The organism is Acinetobacter schindleri (assembly GCF_010918895.1).
GTDB classification, from domain to species: domain Bacteria; phylum Pseudomonadota; class Gammaproteobacteria; order Pseudomonadales; family Moraxellaceae; genus Acinetobacter; species Acinetobacter schindleri.
The window spans coordinates 1039299-1056769 of sequence record NZ_CP044483.1 but is presented as its reverse complement, the minus strand read 5'-3'; the positions used below and the strand labels follow the sequence as shown (position 1 = coordinate 1056769).

The following is a 17471-nucleotide window of genomic DNA, read 5'->3' as shown; positions in this document are numbered from 1 at the left end:
TCATCACATTACTGAGTTTGAGTTGACGTATTTAATACAGAGACCTGCCGTGAAACTTTTGATTTACGGACCAAAAGTAACGCTGCGATCATTGCCATTAAAATCAGTGGAATACTTGCACCAATGACCATCGCTGAACTTGAACCGAGCGATAACAGCATACCTGCGAAAAGAGGCCCGGCAAAAGAACCAATTCGACCAACTGCAACTGCTGCACCAACCCCTGTTCCACGCATTTCAGTTGGGTAGAACATGGCTGCAAGACCATACAATGCAGACTGACCACCGACAATAAATAGACCACATCCGACAGCAGATAATACAAGTAATGCCACGGTTGGTGAAATAGCCAGACAACACAGCGAGACTAGAATACCAATGTAAATCAGTTTGACCGTAGTACTCATTCGAATTTTATCTAGCAAGACGCCCATTAAAATCGAACCAAATATACCGCCAATATTATAGCCAATCTGAACATAGTTTGCTTCTGTCTTACCTAGGCCTTGTGCACCCATTAACAGAGGTAACCAGTTGAGTAGGAAATACAGTACCACAAGGGTAAAGAAGAAACTGACCCAGATCTGAATGGTAGAGAAACGACGTTCTTTGGCAAACAGCACTTCAAAGAATGGTGTCGAAGTTTTTTGCTGCGCTGCTGTCAAATAGTCTTTCGATTCAGGTAAGAGTTTAATTAATAAGGGAATTAATAAAATCGGGGCAAAACCACCGACATAGAAGATATGCCGCCACTGCGCATCACCTGCAAGTGCCATCGCGACAAATGAGGTCAACATACCGCCAAATGGAATACCACTGTACATAATACTGACAGCAATCCCTTTATGTTTCTCCGACACAGCTTCCGATGCCATAATAATCATCATTGGCAATGCACCACCCATCCCAAGACCGGTCAAGAAACGAATAATCAGTAACAAGGTATAGTCTGCTGCATAGGCGGTTAACACCGACATAACACCAAAAACTAAAATACTTGTTAACAAAACTGCTTTACGCCCGATTTTGTCTGCAAACCGTCCACCAATGATTGCGCCTGGTAAGGTTCCCAAAATTGCTGCACTGAATGCCCAGGCCATTTGGGCATTGTCCAGGCCAAACTCCGCTCGCATCCGTGGTGCTGCAACGCCCATCGATTGAAGATCAAAACCCTCAAACACTGCAATTGCAAAACACAATACGAGTGTAAGCGTAGCTTTACCTTTGCTACTTACACTATTTTCCATTCGTTATTGTCCTTTTAGAATTTTTTAATTCATACACTTCCTATGTATTGCCTTCCGTCCTAAGCAATTCAAAAAATATCACCTAAACTTATAATTTAATCAATATGTATTTTTATATTTTTACAATTTAAATATTTATTTTATTAAATTACATCGTCTTATAAATTATTTTAAAAAAATGTAAAATAAGACTTGAATGTAAGTTTAACTGATATTAGATTAAATCCTATCAGGACATAAAACGAACATTAAGGAGCAACACATGTCTTATCAAAACCGCTGGGAAACCGTTGATGTACAAGTTGATGCAGGTATTGCATGGGTTACTTTAAATCGCCCAGAAAAGAAAAATGCAATGAGTCCAACACTCAATAAAGAAATGATAGATGTACTTGAAACCTTAGAACTTGACCCTGCAGCGAAAGTACTTGTTTTGACTGGCGCTGGTGATTCATGGACAGCGGGTATGGATTTGAAAGAATATTTCCGCGAAGTTGATAATCAACCGGAGATCTTCCAAGAACGTATTCGCCGTGATGCATCTCGCTGGCAATGGCATTTACTTCGTTTCTATTCAAAACCAACAATTGCGATGGTAAACGGTTGGTGTTTTGGTGGTGGCTTCTCTCCTCTGGTTGCCTGTGATCTTGCCATTGCTGCAAACGAAGCTACTTTTGGTTTATCTGAAATTAACTGGGGCATCCCACCAGGTAACCTTGTAAGCAAAGCAATGGCGGATACAGTTGGCCACCGTACTGCGATGTACTACATCATGACTGGCAAGACCTTTTCAGGTGTTGAAGCTGCCAATATGGGCTTAGTCAATAAAAGTGTTCCACTTGCTCAACTTCGTGCTGAAGTAACTGAACTTGCCAACAACTTACTTGAGAAAAATCCAGTTGTACTGCGTACTGCGAAAAATGGTTTCAAACGTTGCCGTGAACTAACTTGGGAACAAAACGAAGATTACTTATATGCAAAACTGGATCAATGTAATCATCGTGATGATGAAGGTGGTCGTGAACAAGGTCTGAAGCAATTCCTTGATGACAAGTCAATTAAGCCAGGTCTTCAAGCTTACAAACGCCCTGCTTAAGCAGTATCAATTCACATTCGTCATGATGGACATGTAAGGAAACATTCGCCATGCAAAACGTACAGTTACTTATTCACGGTCAATCCGTTGCAGCAAGTTCAGGACAAACTTTTGAAAGAATCAGTCCGATCGATGGCTCAGTTGCTTCAATTAGTGCTGCTGCAACTTTATCGGATGTTGATCGTGCGATCGAATCCGCACACGAGGCATTTAAATCATGGTCTGCCCTTTCTCCAACAGACCGTCGTTTAAAACTGCTTAAAGCGGCCGACCTGATGGATCAAAAAACTGAACAATTTATTCAGACTGCGATTCATGAAATAGGTTCAACTGCAACGTGGTATGGTTTTAATGTTCACCTTGCAGCCAATATGCTACGTGAAGCTGCTGCTATGACCACACAAATTGATGGCAGTATTATTCCATCAGATGTACCGGGCAATATGGCGATGGGCATTCGCGTACCCTGTGGTGTTATCGTCGGGATGGCACCATGGAACGCCCCTGTGATTCTTGCCACACGTGCATTAGCTATGCCTCTTGCCTGTGGTAACACTGTGGTCCTTAAAGCATCTGAAGCATGCCCTGCAACACATCGTCTGATTGGTGAAGTGTTACATGAAGCAGGGATTGGAGATGGGGTAGTCAATGTCATCACTCATGCGGCCCAAGATGCCCCTCAAATTGTGGAACGCTTAATTAGCCACCCACTAACCAAGCGTATTAATTTTACCGGTTCAACCCATGTGGGCCGAATTATTGCTGAAACAGCAGCAAAATATTTAAAACCGGTCCTGCTCGAACTTGGTGGAAAAGCACCTGTGATTGTGCTTGATCAAGCTGACATCGATGAAGCGGTCAATGCCGTGACTTTCGGTGCATTCTTTAACCAGGGTCAAATCTGTATGTCGACAGAACGTGTTCTTGTTGATGAAAAAATTGCTGATTCCTTTATCGAAAAACTCGTGGCGAAGGTCAAAACTATTCGCGCTGGCAATCCACTTGAGAATGATGCTCCACTTGGTGTACTGGAAAGCTTAAAAGCAGCTGCACGTATTGGGAAGTTAATTGAAGATGCACGTGAAAAAGGTGCAAATTTACCACTCGGCTTGGACATCCAAGGTGCTATTATGCAACCTACAATAGTGGTTGATGTCACCAAAGAAATGCAGATTTATGCCGAAGAATCGTTCGGTCCTGTCTGCACAGTACAACGCTTTAAAACAGTTGATGACGCCGTAGAATTGGCAAATGATTCTGAATTTGGTTTGTCAGCAGCCGTGTTTAGCCAAGATTTAGCACAAGCGCTTGCCGTAGCAAAACGGATTGAATCCGGTATTTGCCATATCAATGGTGCCACTGTACATGATGAAGCACAAATGCCATTTGGTGGTGTCAAACAAAGTGGTTATGGACGATTTGGCAGTAAAGTTTCTGTGGCTGAGTTTACTGAATTACGTTGGGTGACCATACAAACCAGCCCACGCCACTACCCAATTTAACGAAAGTAAGAGAGTTGACATGAAGTCAACTCTTTTCGTTGAAAAAGAATAGATAAAAATACACGGAGTAATAACAATGGCACACATGACAGTTCAATCACATAAGTATCCTGAACGATTTGTTAAATTAGGCAGTCATGAAACACATGTTGAATATAAGAATGACATCTTATACATTTCTCCCAAAGAACAACTTAAGCCTTATCCGCAAAAATTGACCGATCGTTTATTACGGTACGCAGAAACATACCCAAACCGTGTCTTCGCCGCTAAACGTGATAGTTCAGGTCAATGGATTGAACTGACATATGCAGAAACTGCGAATCGTGCATGGCGTATCGCCCAAAGCTTAAAACAATATCCGCATTTATCGACCGAACGTCCCATTGTTATTTTGTCTGGTAACGATCTCGAACACCTCACCTTATCCATGGGCGCAATGCTTGCAGGGATCCCATTTTCAGCTATTTCCCCTGCTTATTCTTTAATTTCCAAAGATTTTGGCAAACTCAAACATGTCTTTGATGTCCTCACGCCAGGTTTAGTTTTTGCCAATAATGGAGAGGATTTTGCTACTGCCATTGAGTACTGCCGTAATGCTGATGATATTGAAGTCGTTACAAACTCTGGCAAACTCGGTGGAAAAACTTGTATTGCTTTCTCTACGCTTCTTGAGTCTGAAATTACAGATATTAAAGCGCACTACGAAACGATTGATGAACATCAAATTGCCAAATTTTTATTTACCTCTGGTTCAACCAAAATGCCAAAGGCAGTGCCGACCACACATTTGATGCTCTGCACCAATCAGCAAATGTTGCTGCAAACTTTCCCAGAATTTGAAGATACACCACCGATTTTGGTCGATTGGTTGGCATGGCATCATACCTTCGGCGGTAGCCATAATGTCGGAATCGCACTTTACAATGGCGGCACGATTTATATTGATGATGGCAAACCGGTGCCGGGGAAAATGGAAGAAACTATTCGTAACCTGAAAGAAATTGCACCAACGGTATATTTAAATGTACCGAAGGGTTGGGAAGAAATCACGGTAGCACTTGAACAGGATGCTGAACTCCGTGAAAAATTCTTTAGCCGTGTCAAAGTGTTGTTTTTTGCTGGGGCTGCGCTATCTGAAGCAGGTTGGAACCGTCTAGATCAGATTGCACAAGCCCATTGCGGTGAACGCATCCGTATTATGAGTGGCTTAGGCATGACAGAAACCGCGCCATCTTGTGTATTTACTACAGGTCCTAAAGTCATGGCAGGCTTTATTGGCTATCCAGCGCCGGGCTGTGAAGTCAAATTGGCACCATGTGGCGATAAACTTGAATTTTGTGTTCGTGGCAAAAATGTCATGAAACATTATTGGCGTCTGCCTCAAGAACAACAAGCTGGTATTTTCGATGAAGAAGGGTTTTACCGTACCGGCGACGCTGTAAAACTTGTTGATCCAAACGACCCAAGCCAAGGCCTTATGTATGACGGACGTATTGCCGAAGACTTTAAACTCAATACTGGCACCTTTGTTAATGTGGGCACCTTACGGAATAAAGTCCTGATTAATGGCAATCTGCTTATTCAAGATGTCTGCATTACCGGTTCTAACCTGAATGCGATTGGTTTTCTGATTTTCCCGAAACTTTCAGCTTGTGCTGAATATGCAGGTTTAGATCTTAAACACACGACGGCCCAAGAAGTGTTGAGCCACCCTAAAGTGCAGCAATGGTTTAAACAATTTCTGGTGGACTTCAATAAAGATGCTACTGGCAGTTCAAATACCGTATCAATGCTGTATTTAATGACAGAAGCTCCACAGCTGGATGCCGGAGAAACCACTGATAAAGGTAACTTAAATCAGAGTGGCATTTTAAAACGTCGTGCTGCCATGGTGCAGGAACTCTATGAGAAACATGTCAATAATCCACTGATTATTCGTATTCCAACCCTTAAACAATAAGCCCTTACCCTGAGTTTAGCAGCGCTTTTTATAGCACTACTTGGGCAGTTGCATCCAAATTAAGGATAATTCTATGCAAAAAGATAGTGATTTCGAGCTATTTCGTGATAATTATCAACGTTTTTTAGCAGAACACGTTGCACCATTTTATGAAACTTGGGAAGAGCAAGGCTTAATCCCTCGTGAACTATGGCACAAGCTTGGGGACAATGGTTTTTTATGTGTTGATGTCCCTGAAGAGTACGGGGGCTTTGGTGCACCGATTCACTATTCACAAATGTTGGTCCAGGAAACAGCCAAAGCTGGTTTTACTGCCTTGGCAGTCGGTATTGGAGGGCAAAGTGAACTTGTCTCCCCTTATATCCAAAATATTGGTAGCGAAGAACAAAAAAAATATTGGTTACCCAAGATGGTCTCGGGTGAGGTGGTCACCGCGATCGCAATGACGGAAGCCAATGCTGGTTCAGATTTACAAGCAATTCGCACCCAAGCCATTTTAGATGGCGATCATTATGTGGTAGACGGTTCTAAAACCTTTATTTCCAATGGGCATCATGCCGACTTAATCGTACTGGTTGCAAAAACTGACCCGCAAGCACGTGCCAAAGGCATTTCCATTTTACTCGTTGATGCTCATTTAAATGGAGTGAAAAAAGGACGCGGCCTGAAAAAAATTGGACTACATGCTCAAGACACTGCTGAACTGTTTTTCGACCAAGTTTATGTACCTAAAAGTCAACTTTTGGGTCAAGAAGGCCATGGTTTTAGCTATCTGATGCAAGAACTCCCACGCGAACGTCTCAGTATTTCACTCATGGCACTGGGAGCAATCCAAGGTGCTATCGACATTACCAAAGAGTATGTACTTGAACGTAAAGCCTTTGGTCAAGCTTTATCGCAATTCCAGAATACACGTTTTGTGCTTGCGCAAGCGCAAATTAAAGCGCTTGCAGCTGAAGCATTCGTTGAACGCTGTAAAGACCTATATAGCCGAAATGCTCTAAGTGTGACTGAAGTGGCCGCATTGAAGTGTTTTATTACTGATACCCAATGTGAAGTCATTGACCAGCTCCTGCAACTGTTTGGGGGCTATGGCTATATGCAGGAATATCCAATTTCGCGCTTCTTCGTCGATGCGCGTGTGCAAAAAATTTATGGGGGAACCAATGAAATTATGAAGGAGATCGTAGCACGCGAACTCTTGGGGAAATAAAACACGCATGACTTAAAAACAATATTTTCAATAATGTTTCAGGATGAAATAATGATGAAAAATTTATGGATCACACCGTTTTTACTTTTAACTACACCTGCTTTTGCCAATAGTTTTATTGAGCAAAGTAAAGTGGATTTAACGGCTCGCAACTTCTACTTTGATCGCGATTTCCAGGTTGAAAACCGTTATCCGGCACTCCGGGACTGGAGTCAAGGTTTTATTTTCAAAGCTCAGTCAGGTTATACCGAAGGTCCTATTGGATTTGGTATCGACATTTTGGCCACTGCCGGGTTTAAGCTGGATGGCGATGCAAAGTATGGTGGTACAGGAAACCTACCACGTAATGCCAGAACCAATGAGCCAGCAGATCAATATGGGGAAATTGGGATCACGGCTAAAGCCAAAGTTGCTCAAACTGAAGTCCGTATCGGTACATTACAACCGATGACACCAGTACTTGTCGGTTCCCCTGCGCGCCTGTTACCTCAAACCTATCGCGGGGTTGCAGTTCAGTCTAAAGATGTGCAGGGTCTCGATTTACAAGCATCCTATATTGACAAGGTCAATCACCGTGATTCGACCAATTATGAAAACATTAAAATCTCTGGGGTAAACGGCCGTTATAGATCGGTTGAAACAGATCATTTGTACTATTTTGGTGGCCATTATGATATCAACAATTATCCGCTAAAACTGACAGCCTTCCATATGGATGTCGAAGATCTGTATCATCAATCATTATTAGGCGTCACCTACAAGCATGCCTTTAATGAGGATACCGCACTGACCAGCCAGCTACGTTATTATATGAGCGATGCTGATGGTGCTGCCAAAGCAGGTAAAGTAGATAATAATCTAATTCATAGCCACTCAGAGCTAAAGCATCAAAACCATAAATTTATTCTTTCGACTTTCCATCATCTAGGTGACACGGCCTTTCCTTATCTAACTGGCGGTGAAACAGGCTTAACCATCGATACATGGACCGGCGAATTTTTAAATGCCAAAGAACGTGTTTATAGTGCCCGTTATGAATATGACTTTAAAGATTATGTTCCGGGTTTACGTTTTATGACTCGTTATACCCATGGTAGCAATATTTATGCGCCGCAACTCGGAGGCACCGATTTTGAGGAAGATGAACTCGACTTTGACATAGGTTATACCGTGCAAAATGGCCCACTGAAAAACCTTGGGCTACGTGCACGTTATGCAATTTATGATAATGATATGCCGATTACTGCCAATATTAAACCGGCTAATGAAACCCGTATCAATATTGATTACACATGGAAATTTAAATAATACCTTCAAAGGCTCTAGTTTTTAGGGCCTTTTTTATTTTAAAGGATGATAAATGAAATATTTATTTGGCATTTGGATCGGCCTAAATCTATCTGTACTCAGTTATGCAGATACACAGTTTTCGCCTCCACCACTTAAACTTGAACCCTTGGCCACTTTCAAGGTTGAATTAAATGCTCCAGTTTGGGAGTTAGGCAAAACGGCGGATATGGGACAAAGACGGATTATTCCGATTACTGGCGGCACTTTTGAAGGTCCTTCATTTAGAGGACGTATTCTCAACAATGGCGCAGACTGGCAAATCGTAGATAGCAAAGGCCTAGCGATTATCGATACACGATATCTTTTGAAAACTGATGACGGCGCATTGATTTATTTACAGACTAAAGGTTACCGACATGCTTCACCTGAAATTTTGAAACAGTTAAGTACAGGTAAAGATGTCGATCCAAGTCAGTATTATTTCAAGTTGACTATGCAATTCGAGACCAGTGCACCCCAATATGCCTGGTTAAACCAAACCGTAGCTGTAGGCAGTGCAATGCGTTTAGGTAAGGCGGTGATTTATGATGCATTTACCTTAAAATAAAAGAATGAGAAAAAATAAGTATTTGTAAAGATTGAAGGATTCATCACTATGGAAAACAAGATTCTGGAACATCTCCCACCAATTCATCATTTATTGGGGGGACATAATATTCAATGGGATGCTGAAAGACGTCAACTTACCGTGAACTACATTGCGCTCGAGAGCTTTACCAATCCGCGCGGTAGCATCGAAGGCGGTATGATTTGCGCTATGCTTGATGATGCTATGGGGATTTTGGCAGCACTAAATCAGACTTCAAAACCTGCCGCGACGATTAATTTATCGATGGATTTTTTTCGACCATGTGAAGTCGGTGAAGTACAGGCAAAAGCGTGGTTTATTAAAGAAGGGCGTAAAATTCTCAGTATCGAAAGTGAAGCATGGCAACATAATAAATTGGTTGCGAAAACCAGTGCCTCTTTTATTATTCTTTCTTAAATTAACCCCTTAAATTTAGCTGATCACCATAGCTATTTTATCTAGTTCAAATGGTTAGTTGCTTATTTGCAACAGCAGGCTAGAAACTAAATAACCTACTGTTGCAATTAGCATAAATAGATATAGATAAAGCTTATTATTTTAACGTTTAAATTAAAGACTGAATGATTCGTCGGGCATGGGTCAAACCCACATCAATATGTATACCGATCATCTCTGGTTGATTAAACTCTTCTAGGTTCTTGTACTGGTTTTCTATCACTTCTTTATCTTCATCAAAAGTCTGTTTTGTCTGATCAATGACTAGCTTTGCAATATGTTCGCGGTCATGTTTAGGGTTAGTAGACATAGTCCAAAAATAATGACAAGAATTCTCTGTTTCAGGCGTAATTGCATGAAAACCTCTCATATGAAATCCTTTGCGATCTGGATTCTCCAGGGAGTCATCACCTGCTTCTATGGCTCCTGTCCAAATACGGATATGAGAAACTCTAAAATCAATTTCTTGCCAACGGTCTATTTTATTTTTAAACGGATAAGCCATACTGTAGGTTGGCGGTGGGTCCGATTCGAGCATATGCCGTGTGACTATGACTTGATTACCTATCACTTTGGTTTTCATGGTCGCATTCATATGAGCTTTTGCATTACCACCAATAGTTTTTAAATGAACATAGGCTAAATGACTTAAGTCCATTAAATTATCATGAATGAGCTGGTAAGGTGCCTGATAATGATATCGGTCTCCATCATATAAGTAATCTGGATCATCATGATATGGGTAGTCTGGTGCTTCTATGAGAGGTACACTTTCTTCTTTTCCATACCACAACCAAATCAAACCTTGTTTTTCTTCAAGATAGAATGATTTGATTTTCGCTTTTGAAGGGATTCTATTTTGCCCTGGAACCTCTACACAGTGTCCATTTTCATCATATAGCAATCCATGGTAGCTACAGCGAATTTTACCCTGCTCCAAAAGTCCTTGGGATAACGGCATCCCCCTATGGCAGCAGCGATCTTCTAGTGCAACAGCTTTGCCCTTTTTATCTCTAAAGATAACCATTGGAATATTTAAAATTTTACGTCCAAGTAAATTATCTTGTAGCTCTTTAGAGAGTGCGATGATATACCACTGATCTTTTGGGAAAGGACTTCTTGTTGAGACTTCTTGATCTACAAGCTTAATTTGACGACCACTATTCATAGCACTACATCCTTTTTGTAATGATTCTGATGCTTTCCTTAATCACAATTATCCTGATTTAAAAATACGAGCTTTATAAATACAGAATAAGGTCTATATGAATAAAAATAAGTCAATTTAGTTGTCATGTCAACCAATTGGTTGACATGACAACAATATATTAACAAACCATGTTAAAGTGCTTAAAAGACTTTCTGATACACGCTGTATGGACACTTCACTTAAACTTCAATTAGATCGATATATTCCTGCTTTAATTAACTTTTTTTCAAATAAGATGTCGAATGGTGCATCACAATTGTATGCTTTTTTATTTGATATGGGAGTCACGGATTGGCGCATCCTTTCTCTCTTAGCGGTTGAAGAGAATATTCCTGCAAGCAGAATTTGCCATGTTATTGGACTGGATAAGAGTGCTGTGAGTCGCTCTTTAGCAAAACTCCAAGAACGTGGTTATATTGAAATGACAGTAGATAAAAAAGATTCGCGTGCAAAAAAAAATACGCTCACACCTGCTGGTCTGGCAATGTATGAGAAAATGTATCACGTAGCCAAAGAGCGGGAAGAAAAAATTTTAGAGGTACTTTCTGCCGAAGATCAAGAGCATTTAATTCGGATCTTAAACATTTTAAATAGTGAAATTAATGATATTAATGAATTTTTTATGGAAAAATATATTCAAAAATAAGTATCAAAATTGCGCTTTAAATAATATTTCATATGGTATTTATTTTGAAATATCTCTCAATAAAAAGGTCAGCAAATGCTGACCTTTTGTCATTTTAACACTTTCTATCGAATGCTTAGATATCTAGGAATACCGTTTCATTATCACCCTGGATACGTACATCAAAACGATAAACCACTTCACTATCACGTTCTTCACGTTTAGCAATTAAAGTCTGACGACGTGGCGCCCATTCAATTCCATTCAGCAATGGATCTTTAGCATTGGCTTCTGCCTCATCATCAAAGTAAATACGGGTATGTAAACCTAAGTTAATACCACGTGCAAAAATGACTAAAGCAATATGCGGTGCCTGACGGGTACCTTTACGCCCCGGTACAGCGCCTGGCTTAATTGTATCAAAGCTCCATAACCCCGTTTCAAAGTTTGCAGCCGCACGGCCCCATCCAAAGAAATGTGGATCAGCCTGTTTACCCTGAATATCTGCCTTACTTGGGTAGACACCATTTGCATCTGCCTGCCAGATTTCAACCAATACATCACGTAAAGGTAGACCGAGGCCATCAAATACCTGACCTTCAAGGCGAATACGTTCACCTTGAGTTTCAGCTTTAACCAATTGATTATTAAAACTATGCTCAAATACTTCAATGCCTGCCTGATTGGGCATCAGGCCAATGTGGACGTATGGACCACCTGTTTGAGATGGTGTTTCATGTAATTCCTGAAAATTCCAACCGTTCATCATGATGCTCCTTATCACGTTAATTCATTTTCAAAATAAGTTCCGCGGCGACCACGTAAAGTAATGTCAAAGCGATAACAACGGCTGTCAGCCTCAATGAAATTACTCTTGTCTTCCAAGGCAATCAAAGCACGGCGTTGCTGCTCTGAAGGAACCGTTTTTAGAATTGGGCAGCTGTCAATTAAAGTATCGCCTTCAAAATAAAATTGCGAAATGAGACGTTGTGCCCAGCCATCTGCCATGACCGAGAAATGAATATGTGCAGGACGCCATTCATTGATACGGTTACGCCAAGGATATGGACCCGGTTTAATGGTACGGAAAATGAAAAAACCATTTTCATCCGTCAGCATACGACCACAACCACCAAAGTTAGGATCCATTGCACCGATATATTGGTCATTTGGATGACGATAACGACCAGAGGCATTTGCCTGCCAGACTTCAATCAAGGCATTTTTAACCGGACGACCAAATTGGTCACGCAAGTAACCATGAATAATGACACGTTCACCAACAGGTAAACCATCTTTGGCATAGTTCAAAATCAAGTCATTGTCTTTAGGCCCTAAAAGTGCTGAAGTGAAATGTGGTGCCGTTACTTCAGTCAGTGTTTGCGCAATTGAAATGAGTGCATTTTTCGGCGAACGCAGCACACTGGTTTTATAACCCGGTGCGTAGGCCGGTGGATGATCATCCGTATTACGTTGCGCATAAGCGCCTAGTTGATTCTGAATCATGAATCTCTCCTTGTTCAATCCTAAAAAAATCGTCCGTTATTTAAGTTTTGTCGGTGCAATACCAAGTTCTACAAAAACTTCCTCTGCCATATGCATCGCAGCGTTTGCAGCGGGTAAACCTGCATATAAAGAAGCATGTAAAAACAGCTCTTTAAGCTCATCTTTGGTCACGCCATTGTTAAAACATGCACGAATATGCATACGTAACTCAGCTTCACGACCCAATGCGAGCAAAATACCGATAGTTACCAGACTACGGGTATGACGTGGTAAACCTGGACGTGACCATACTTCTCCCCAGGCAAAACGACTGATGAAGTTTTGGAAGTCTTCATTAAAGTCATTTAAATTTTCCAAAGAGCGTCCGACGTGTGCTTCACCTAACACTTCAGTGCGTACTTCTATTCCCTGTTTGTAACGTTCTTCATCATTCATGATAAATACACTCTTTCAAGTTTATAAGGCGGATTGAAGATGTCTGAGGAACACCTTCATTCCATGATGATCTTTAATTGAAATCAGTGCTTTGCAATAAATTCTGCAAAGACTTGGTTAAATTCTTGTGGAACCTCAATATTTGATAAATGTGAAGCATCTAGCACCGCAATCTCACAGTTCGGTATATGCGCTTGCATAAATTCGCCATCTGCCACCGTTGTCACAGGATCAAGCCCACCGCATAGCGCCAGACAAGGGACTTGAATCATTGCAATCCGTTCACGTAAGTCAGCTTGAGCGAGTGCACGACACGATGCTGCATAGCCTTTCGGCGGTGTCACCGACAAACTTTGAATGGTCTGCTGTGCAAGGCGATCGTGGATATAATCAAATTTGTTGCTGAACCACCGGGTGTGTGTTGTGCTGACAATATCGGCCAATCCCTGTTCTTCGACCGCATCTGCACGTGATAACCATGCTTCAGCTTGTCCAATCTTCGCGGCTGAATTGGCAATGGTAATACTCAGGAAACGCTGTGGCGCGATTAAACCCAATTGCAGACCAGTGATTCCGCCCATCGAAATACCACAAAAATGCGCTTTTTCAACTTTGAAGTGATCAAGAATATCAATGACATCATTAGCTAAGTCGCTCAGCGTGATATTTTCAATGACCGCACTTTTACCATGACCGCGGGTGTCATAACAGATCACAAAGTAGTCTTGAGCAAATGCAACGACTTGAGCCTGCCACATGCCGTGATCTGTACCCAATGAGTTCGAAAAAATAAGGGCTGGATAAGCGGTATCACCAAAAGTGTAAACTGCCAATTGTTGGCCATTACGATTATTGATAAGTGTCATGATGACTATTTTCCTTGAACACGTTGCAATACTGCATCGATCTGCTGCTGGGTATTACCTAAATAATTTTGTGGATTAAAAATCTGGCTTAATTGTTCCGAATTAAATACAGCTGAAATTTCAGGATGATTTTGTGCTACATCTAATAAGTGACGTTGTTCAGCAACTGCCTGTTTACATGCGGCTTCAACCACATGATGGGCATTGAGTCGGCCTAACTTTGGTGCCAAGGACATCATGAGGGCTTCTGCCATAATTAAGCCCTGAGTACATTCTAGATTGCGGCACATATTGTCCTTCTGTACTTCCAGGCCCTCAAAAACTTCTATCGCACGTTGCAGGCTACCAGCACACAATTGGAAGATTTCAGGCAGTGCCAGCCACTCAGCATGCCAGGCCCCCAAACTACGTTCATGTTCCTGAACCATACTTTGATAGATACTCGACATGAGTGCAGGGACACGATTGGCTGCTGCCAGAATTGATGCTGCTGCAACAGGATTACGTTTATGTGGCATCGTCGATGATCCGCCACGCCCTGCTCCGCTTGGTTCAAACACTTCTGCAATTTCGGTTTGCATCATCAGTGACCAATCGCGTGCCATCTTGCCCAAGTTACCTGTAATTATGGCAAGCACATGGGCTATTTCCACAATACGATCACGTTCACCATGCCAAGTACAATCCGGGACATTGAGTTGAAGTTCTGTTGCAAACGCCTTTACAACTGCACTGCCTTGATCAATAAGTGACGCAAGTGTGCCAACGGCTCCACCCAATTGTGCAGTGAGTGCAGAATTTTTAAGTGCTTGTACACGTTCAAGATCACGTTGCAAACTTGCTAACCAGCGGGCAGTTTTATGACCAAAGGTTAGTGGTAGGCCTTGTTGTAACCATGTCCGACCAATCATGACTTGATCACGATATTGTTCGGTAAGTACCTGAGTTGCTTGAATAGCTACCGTCAACTGTTTTTCGATAATATCTAAGGCATCTCGACACTGCAAAACACATGCAGTATCAATAATGTCTTGGCTTGTCGCCCCCCAATGCACATAGCGCGAAGCATCTTCATCGACTTTTTTAACCGCAGCCGTCAATTGTTTCACAAAGGGAATCGCAATGTTTCCAGCAAGTCCTGATGCACTTGCAAGCGCAGTAAAGTCAATGATCTCATTCACCCGTTGTTGGGCAACGTATACAATATTTGCTGCCGCTGAAGCAGGAATCACACCCACTTTTGCCTGAGCTTGAGCCAATGCTGCTTCTGCTTGCAACATATAACGCACTACCCCTTCATCACTAAATATTGCAGTAATCTCAGTTTGGTAAAACAGACTTGCGTACAATTGGCTCATTTGAATATCCTTTTTCTAACTCGTTTTAAATACCTTTCATTGTTTTGTTTTTAAGCAAAAAATGAAAGGTGTTTAAATTTATACACGTTCAATAATCAAAGCGATGCCTTGACCGACACCAATACACATTGAACAAAGACCGTATTTACCGCCAGTCTGTTCAAGCTGGTTCAGTGCGGTTGTCACCAGACGCGCACCTGAAGCACCGAGTGGATGACCCAAAGCAATCGCGCCACCGTTTGGATTGACTTTCTCTGAACCATCTTCAATGCCAAGGTCACGGGTACAAGCCAACGCTTGAGCAGCAAAAGCTTCATTCAGCTCGACCACATCCATCTGCTCTAAAGTCAGACCGGTTTGTGCCAATAGTTTTTTGATGGCAGGTGCAGGACCAAAGCCCATGATGCGTGGTTCAACACCAACAACAGTTGAACCAATAATTTTGGCACGTGGTTTTAAGCCATGCTGAGCAACCGCTTCATCAGATGCGATTAAAAGAGCAGCTGCACCATCGTTAATTCCGGAAGCATTACCTGCCGTTACTGTACCGTCTGCTTTCACCACAGGTTTCAATTTCGCCAATGCCTCTGCTGTGGTTGAAGCACGTGGATGTCCATCAGTATCGACAACGATCGGATCGCCTTTACGCTGCGGAATCACCACCGGAATGATTTCTTTATCAAAGAAACCTTTGGCTTGTGCTGCAGCTGTACGTTGCTGGCTGGTCAGGGCAAATTTGTCCTGATCGGCACGGTTAATTCCGAACTGTTCAGCGACATTTTCAGCCGTTTGCGGCATGGTTTCCACGCCGTACATTTCTTTCAGTTTCGGATTGATAAAACGCCAGCCCATCGTGGTGTCTTCAATCTTCTGGCTACGGCCATACGCCGTTTCTGACTTGCCTATCACGAATGGGGCACGAGACATGCTTTCTACACCGCCGGCAATAATCAGATGGGCTTCACCGGCTTTAATCGCACGTGCTGCAATCGCAATCGCATCCAGCGATGAACCACATAGACGGTTAATTGTCGTTGCAGGCACTTGGTACGGTAAACCGGCTAAGAGAGCCGACATACGACCCACGTTACGGTTGTCTTCACCCGCCTGATTGGCACAGCCATAGATCACGTCATCGACCTGTTCCCAGTTCACCGATGGATTACGTTCCATCAAGGCTTTGATTGGCAACGCACCTAAGTCATCTGCACGGACAGGCGCGAGGCCGCCGGCATAGCGGCCGAATGGAGTACGGATGGCATCAATGATGTATGCGTTTTTCATATTTTTACTTTCCAAATCTTTGAATCCCTCCCAACCTCCCTTTACTAAAGGGAGGAGTAATCCCCTCAAGAAAAAAGGGTGGAAGTCCCTGCTTTATTAAAGGAGGGACTTAGGGAGGATTTATAAATTAATTTTGAGTCGCATCAATCAGTTTGGCACCGGTCATTGACTGCAATTCTTCAAATGACAGACCTTCAACTTTCTCAATCACTTTCATGCCTTCATCTGTCACGTCAATCACGCACAGGTCGGTATAAATACGGTCTACACATTTCAAGCCTGTTGCAGGATAAGTCAGTTCAGCGACAATCTTCGGTTCGCCTTTTTTAGTCACGTGATCGGTCGTAATAAAGACTTTTTTCGCACCTACCGCCAAGTCCATTGCACCACCTACCGCAGGAATCGCATCCGGTGCGCCAGTATGCCAGTTAGCCAGGTCGCCATTTTCAGCCACTTGGAATGCACCCAGTACCGCGATGTCTAAGTGACCGCCACGCATCATCGCGAATGAATCACCGTGATGGAAGTAAGCACCGCCTTCCAGCAAGGTCACATATTCTTTACCTGCGTTGATCAGCTCAGGATCTTCTTCACCTTTTGCAGGTGGCGGACCGAAAGCCAATAAACCATTTTCAGAGTGCAAGAACACGTCTTTGTCTGAAGGCAGGTAGTTCGAAATTTTGGTTGGCAAGCCAATGCCCAGGTTGACATAAGCACCGTCTGGAATGTCTTGTGCAACACGTTCAGCAATTTGGTCACGGGTCAGTTTGGTATAGCTCATTTCTTTTCTCC

General features: G+C 42.4%; 17 protein-coding genes. 8 read left to right on the top strand and 9 right to left on the bottom strand.

Annotation, left to right across the window (positions count from 1 at the left end; all coding sequences use genetic code 11):
• Window positions 1-8: 8 nt before the first annotated feature.
• Window positions 9-1247 (bottom strand): 3-(3-hydroxy-phenyl)propionate transporter MhpT, encoded by a 1239-nt coding sequence (gene mhpT / locus FSC11_RS05155; RefSeq protein WP_163165559.1) that lies wholly within the window; start codon window positions 1245-1247, stop codon window positions 9-11.
• A gap of 262 nt (window positions 1248-1509) precedes the next feature.
• Between mhpT and FSC11_RS05150 the strand changes: the two genes are divergently transcribed.
• The 7 genes from FSC11_RS05150 (at window position 1510) to FSC11_RS05120 (ending at window position 9356) form a co-directional block, all read left to right on the top strand.
• Window positions 1510-2343 (top strand): p-hydroxycinnamoyl CoA hydratase/lyase, encoded by an 834-nt coding sequence (locus FSC11_RS05150; protein ID WP_163165557.1) that lies wholly within the window; start codon window positions 1510-1512, stop codon window positions 2341-2343.
• 50 nt (window positions 2344-2393) lie between these two features.
• On the top strand, window positions 2394-3845 hold the full coding sequence (locus tag FSC11_RS05145; protein WP_163165555.1) for an aldehyde dehydrogenase: 1452 nt from the start codon (window positions 2394-2396) through the stop codon (window positions 3843-3845).
• A 76-nt stretch (window positions 3846-3921) separates the two neighbouring features.
• Entirely contained in the window at window positions 3922-5808 is a 1887-nt protein-coding gene (locus tag FSC11_RS05140; RefSeq protein ID WP_163165552.1) for a feruloyl-CoA synthase, read from the top strand.
• 73 nt (window positions 5809-5881) lie between these two features.
• Window positions 5882-7021: an acyl-CoA dehydrogenase family protein gene (locus FSC11_RS05135; RefSeq protein ID WP_163165550.1), complete on the top strand. Its 1140-nt coding sequence runs from the start codon at window positions 5882-5884 to the stop codon at window positions 7019-7021.
• A 54-nt stretch (window positions 7022-7075) separates the two neighbouring features.
• Window positions 7076-8329 carry an OprD family porin gene (locus FSC11_RS05130; protein ID WP_205681860.1) on the top strand — a complete coding sequence of 418 codons (1254 nt, stop codon included), beginning with the start codon at window positions 7076-7078 and terminating at the stop codon, window positions 8327-8329.
• Between the two features lie 52 nt (window positions 8330-8381).
• On the top strand, window positions 8382-8918 hold the full coding sequence (locus FSC11_RS05125) for a DUF3237 domain-containing protein (protein ID WP_004892370.1): 537 nt from the start codon (window positions 8382-8384) through the stop codon (window positions 8916-8918).
• Window positions 8919-8966: 48 nt separating this feature from the next.
• Window positions 8967-9356: a PaaI family thioesterase gene (locus FSC11_RS05120; protein ID WP_163165546.1), complete on the top strand. Its 390-nt coding sequence runs from the start codon at window positions 8967-8969 to the stop codon at window positions 9354-9356.
• Between the two features lie 148 nt (window positions 9357-9504).
• On the opposite strand, the gene FSC11_RS05115 is transcribed toward FSC11_RS05120, so the two are convergent.
• Window positions 9505-10563: an aromatic ring-hydroxylating oxygenase subunit alpha gene (locus FSC11_RS05115; RefSeq protein WP_163165544.1), complete on the bottom strand. Its 1059-nt coding sequence runs from the start codon at window positions 10561-10563 to the stop codon at window positions 9505-9507.
• 208 nt (window positions 10564-10771) lie between these two features.
• Between FSC11_RS05115 and FSC11_RS05110 the strand changes: the two genes are divergently transcribed.
• Complete coding sequence (locus tag FSC11_RS05110) at window positions 10772-11251, top strand: MarR family winged helix-turn-helix transcriptional regulator (RefSeq protein ID WP_163165542.1); 480 nt, start codon at window positions 10772-10774, stop codon at window positions 11249-11251.
• A 115-nt stretch (window positions 11252-11366) separates the two neighbouring features.
• Here the strand turns inward: FSC11_RS05110 and pcaG are convergent, their stop codons facing one another.
• From pcaG to FSC11_RS05075, 7 genes are all read right to left on the bottom strand, one after another.
• The gene (gene pcaG, locus FSC11_RS05105; RefSeq protein ID WP_004892358.1) at window positions 11367-11996 is read right to left on the bottom strand and encodes a protocatechuate 3,4-dioxygenase subunit alpha; all 630 of its coding nucleotides are present in this window, start codon (window positions 11994-11996) and stop codon (window positions 11367-11369) included.
• Window positions 11997-12010: 14 nt separating this feature from the next.
• Entirely contained in the window at window positions 12011-12736 is a 726-nt protein-coding gene (gene pcaH / locus FSC11_RS05100) for a protocatechuate 3,4-dioxygenase subunit beta (protein ID WP_048881502.1), read from the bottom strand.
• A gap of 36 nt (window positions 12737-12772) precedes the next feature.
• The gene (pcaC, locus tag FSC11_RS05095) at window positions 12773-13171 is read right to left on the bottom strand and encodes a 4-carboxymuconolactone decarboxylase (protein ID WP_004892353.1); all 399 of its coding nucleotides are present in this window, start codon (window positions 13169-13171) and stop codon (window positions 12773-12775) included.
• A gap of 83 nt (window positions 13172-13254) precedes the next feature.
• Entirely contained in the window at window positions 13255-14037 is a 783-nt protein-coding gene (locus FSC11_RS05090; protein ID WP_163165540.1) for an alpha/beta fold hydrolase, read from the bottom strand.
• Window positions 14038-14042: 5 nt separating this feature from the next.
• The gene (locus tag FSC11_RS05085; RefSeq protein ID WP_163165538.1) at window positions 14043-15395 is read right to left on the bottom strand and encodes a 3-carboxy-cis,cis-muconate cycloisomerase; all 1353 of its coding nucleotides are present in this window, start codon (window positions 15393-15395) and stop codon (window positions 14043-14045) included.
• A gap of 78 nt (window positions 15396-15473) precedes the next feature.
• Window positions 15474-16679, bottom strand: coding sequence for a 3-oxoadipyl-CoA thiolase (gene pcaF / locus FSC11_RS05080; RefSeq protein WP_163165536.1), 1206 nt, complete (start codon window positions 16677-16679; stop codon window positions 15474-15476).
• 127 nt (window positions 16680-16806) lie between these two features.
• Window positions 16807-17460, bottom strand: coding sequence for a 3-oxoacid CoA-transferase subunit B (locus FSC11_RS05075; RefSeq protein WP_163165534.1), 654 nt, complete (start codon window positions 17458-17460; stop codon window positions 16807-16809).
• Window positions 17461-17471 lie beyond the last annotated feature (11 nt).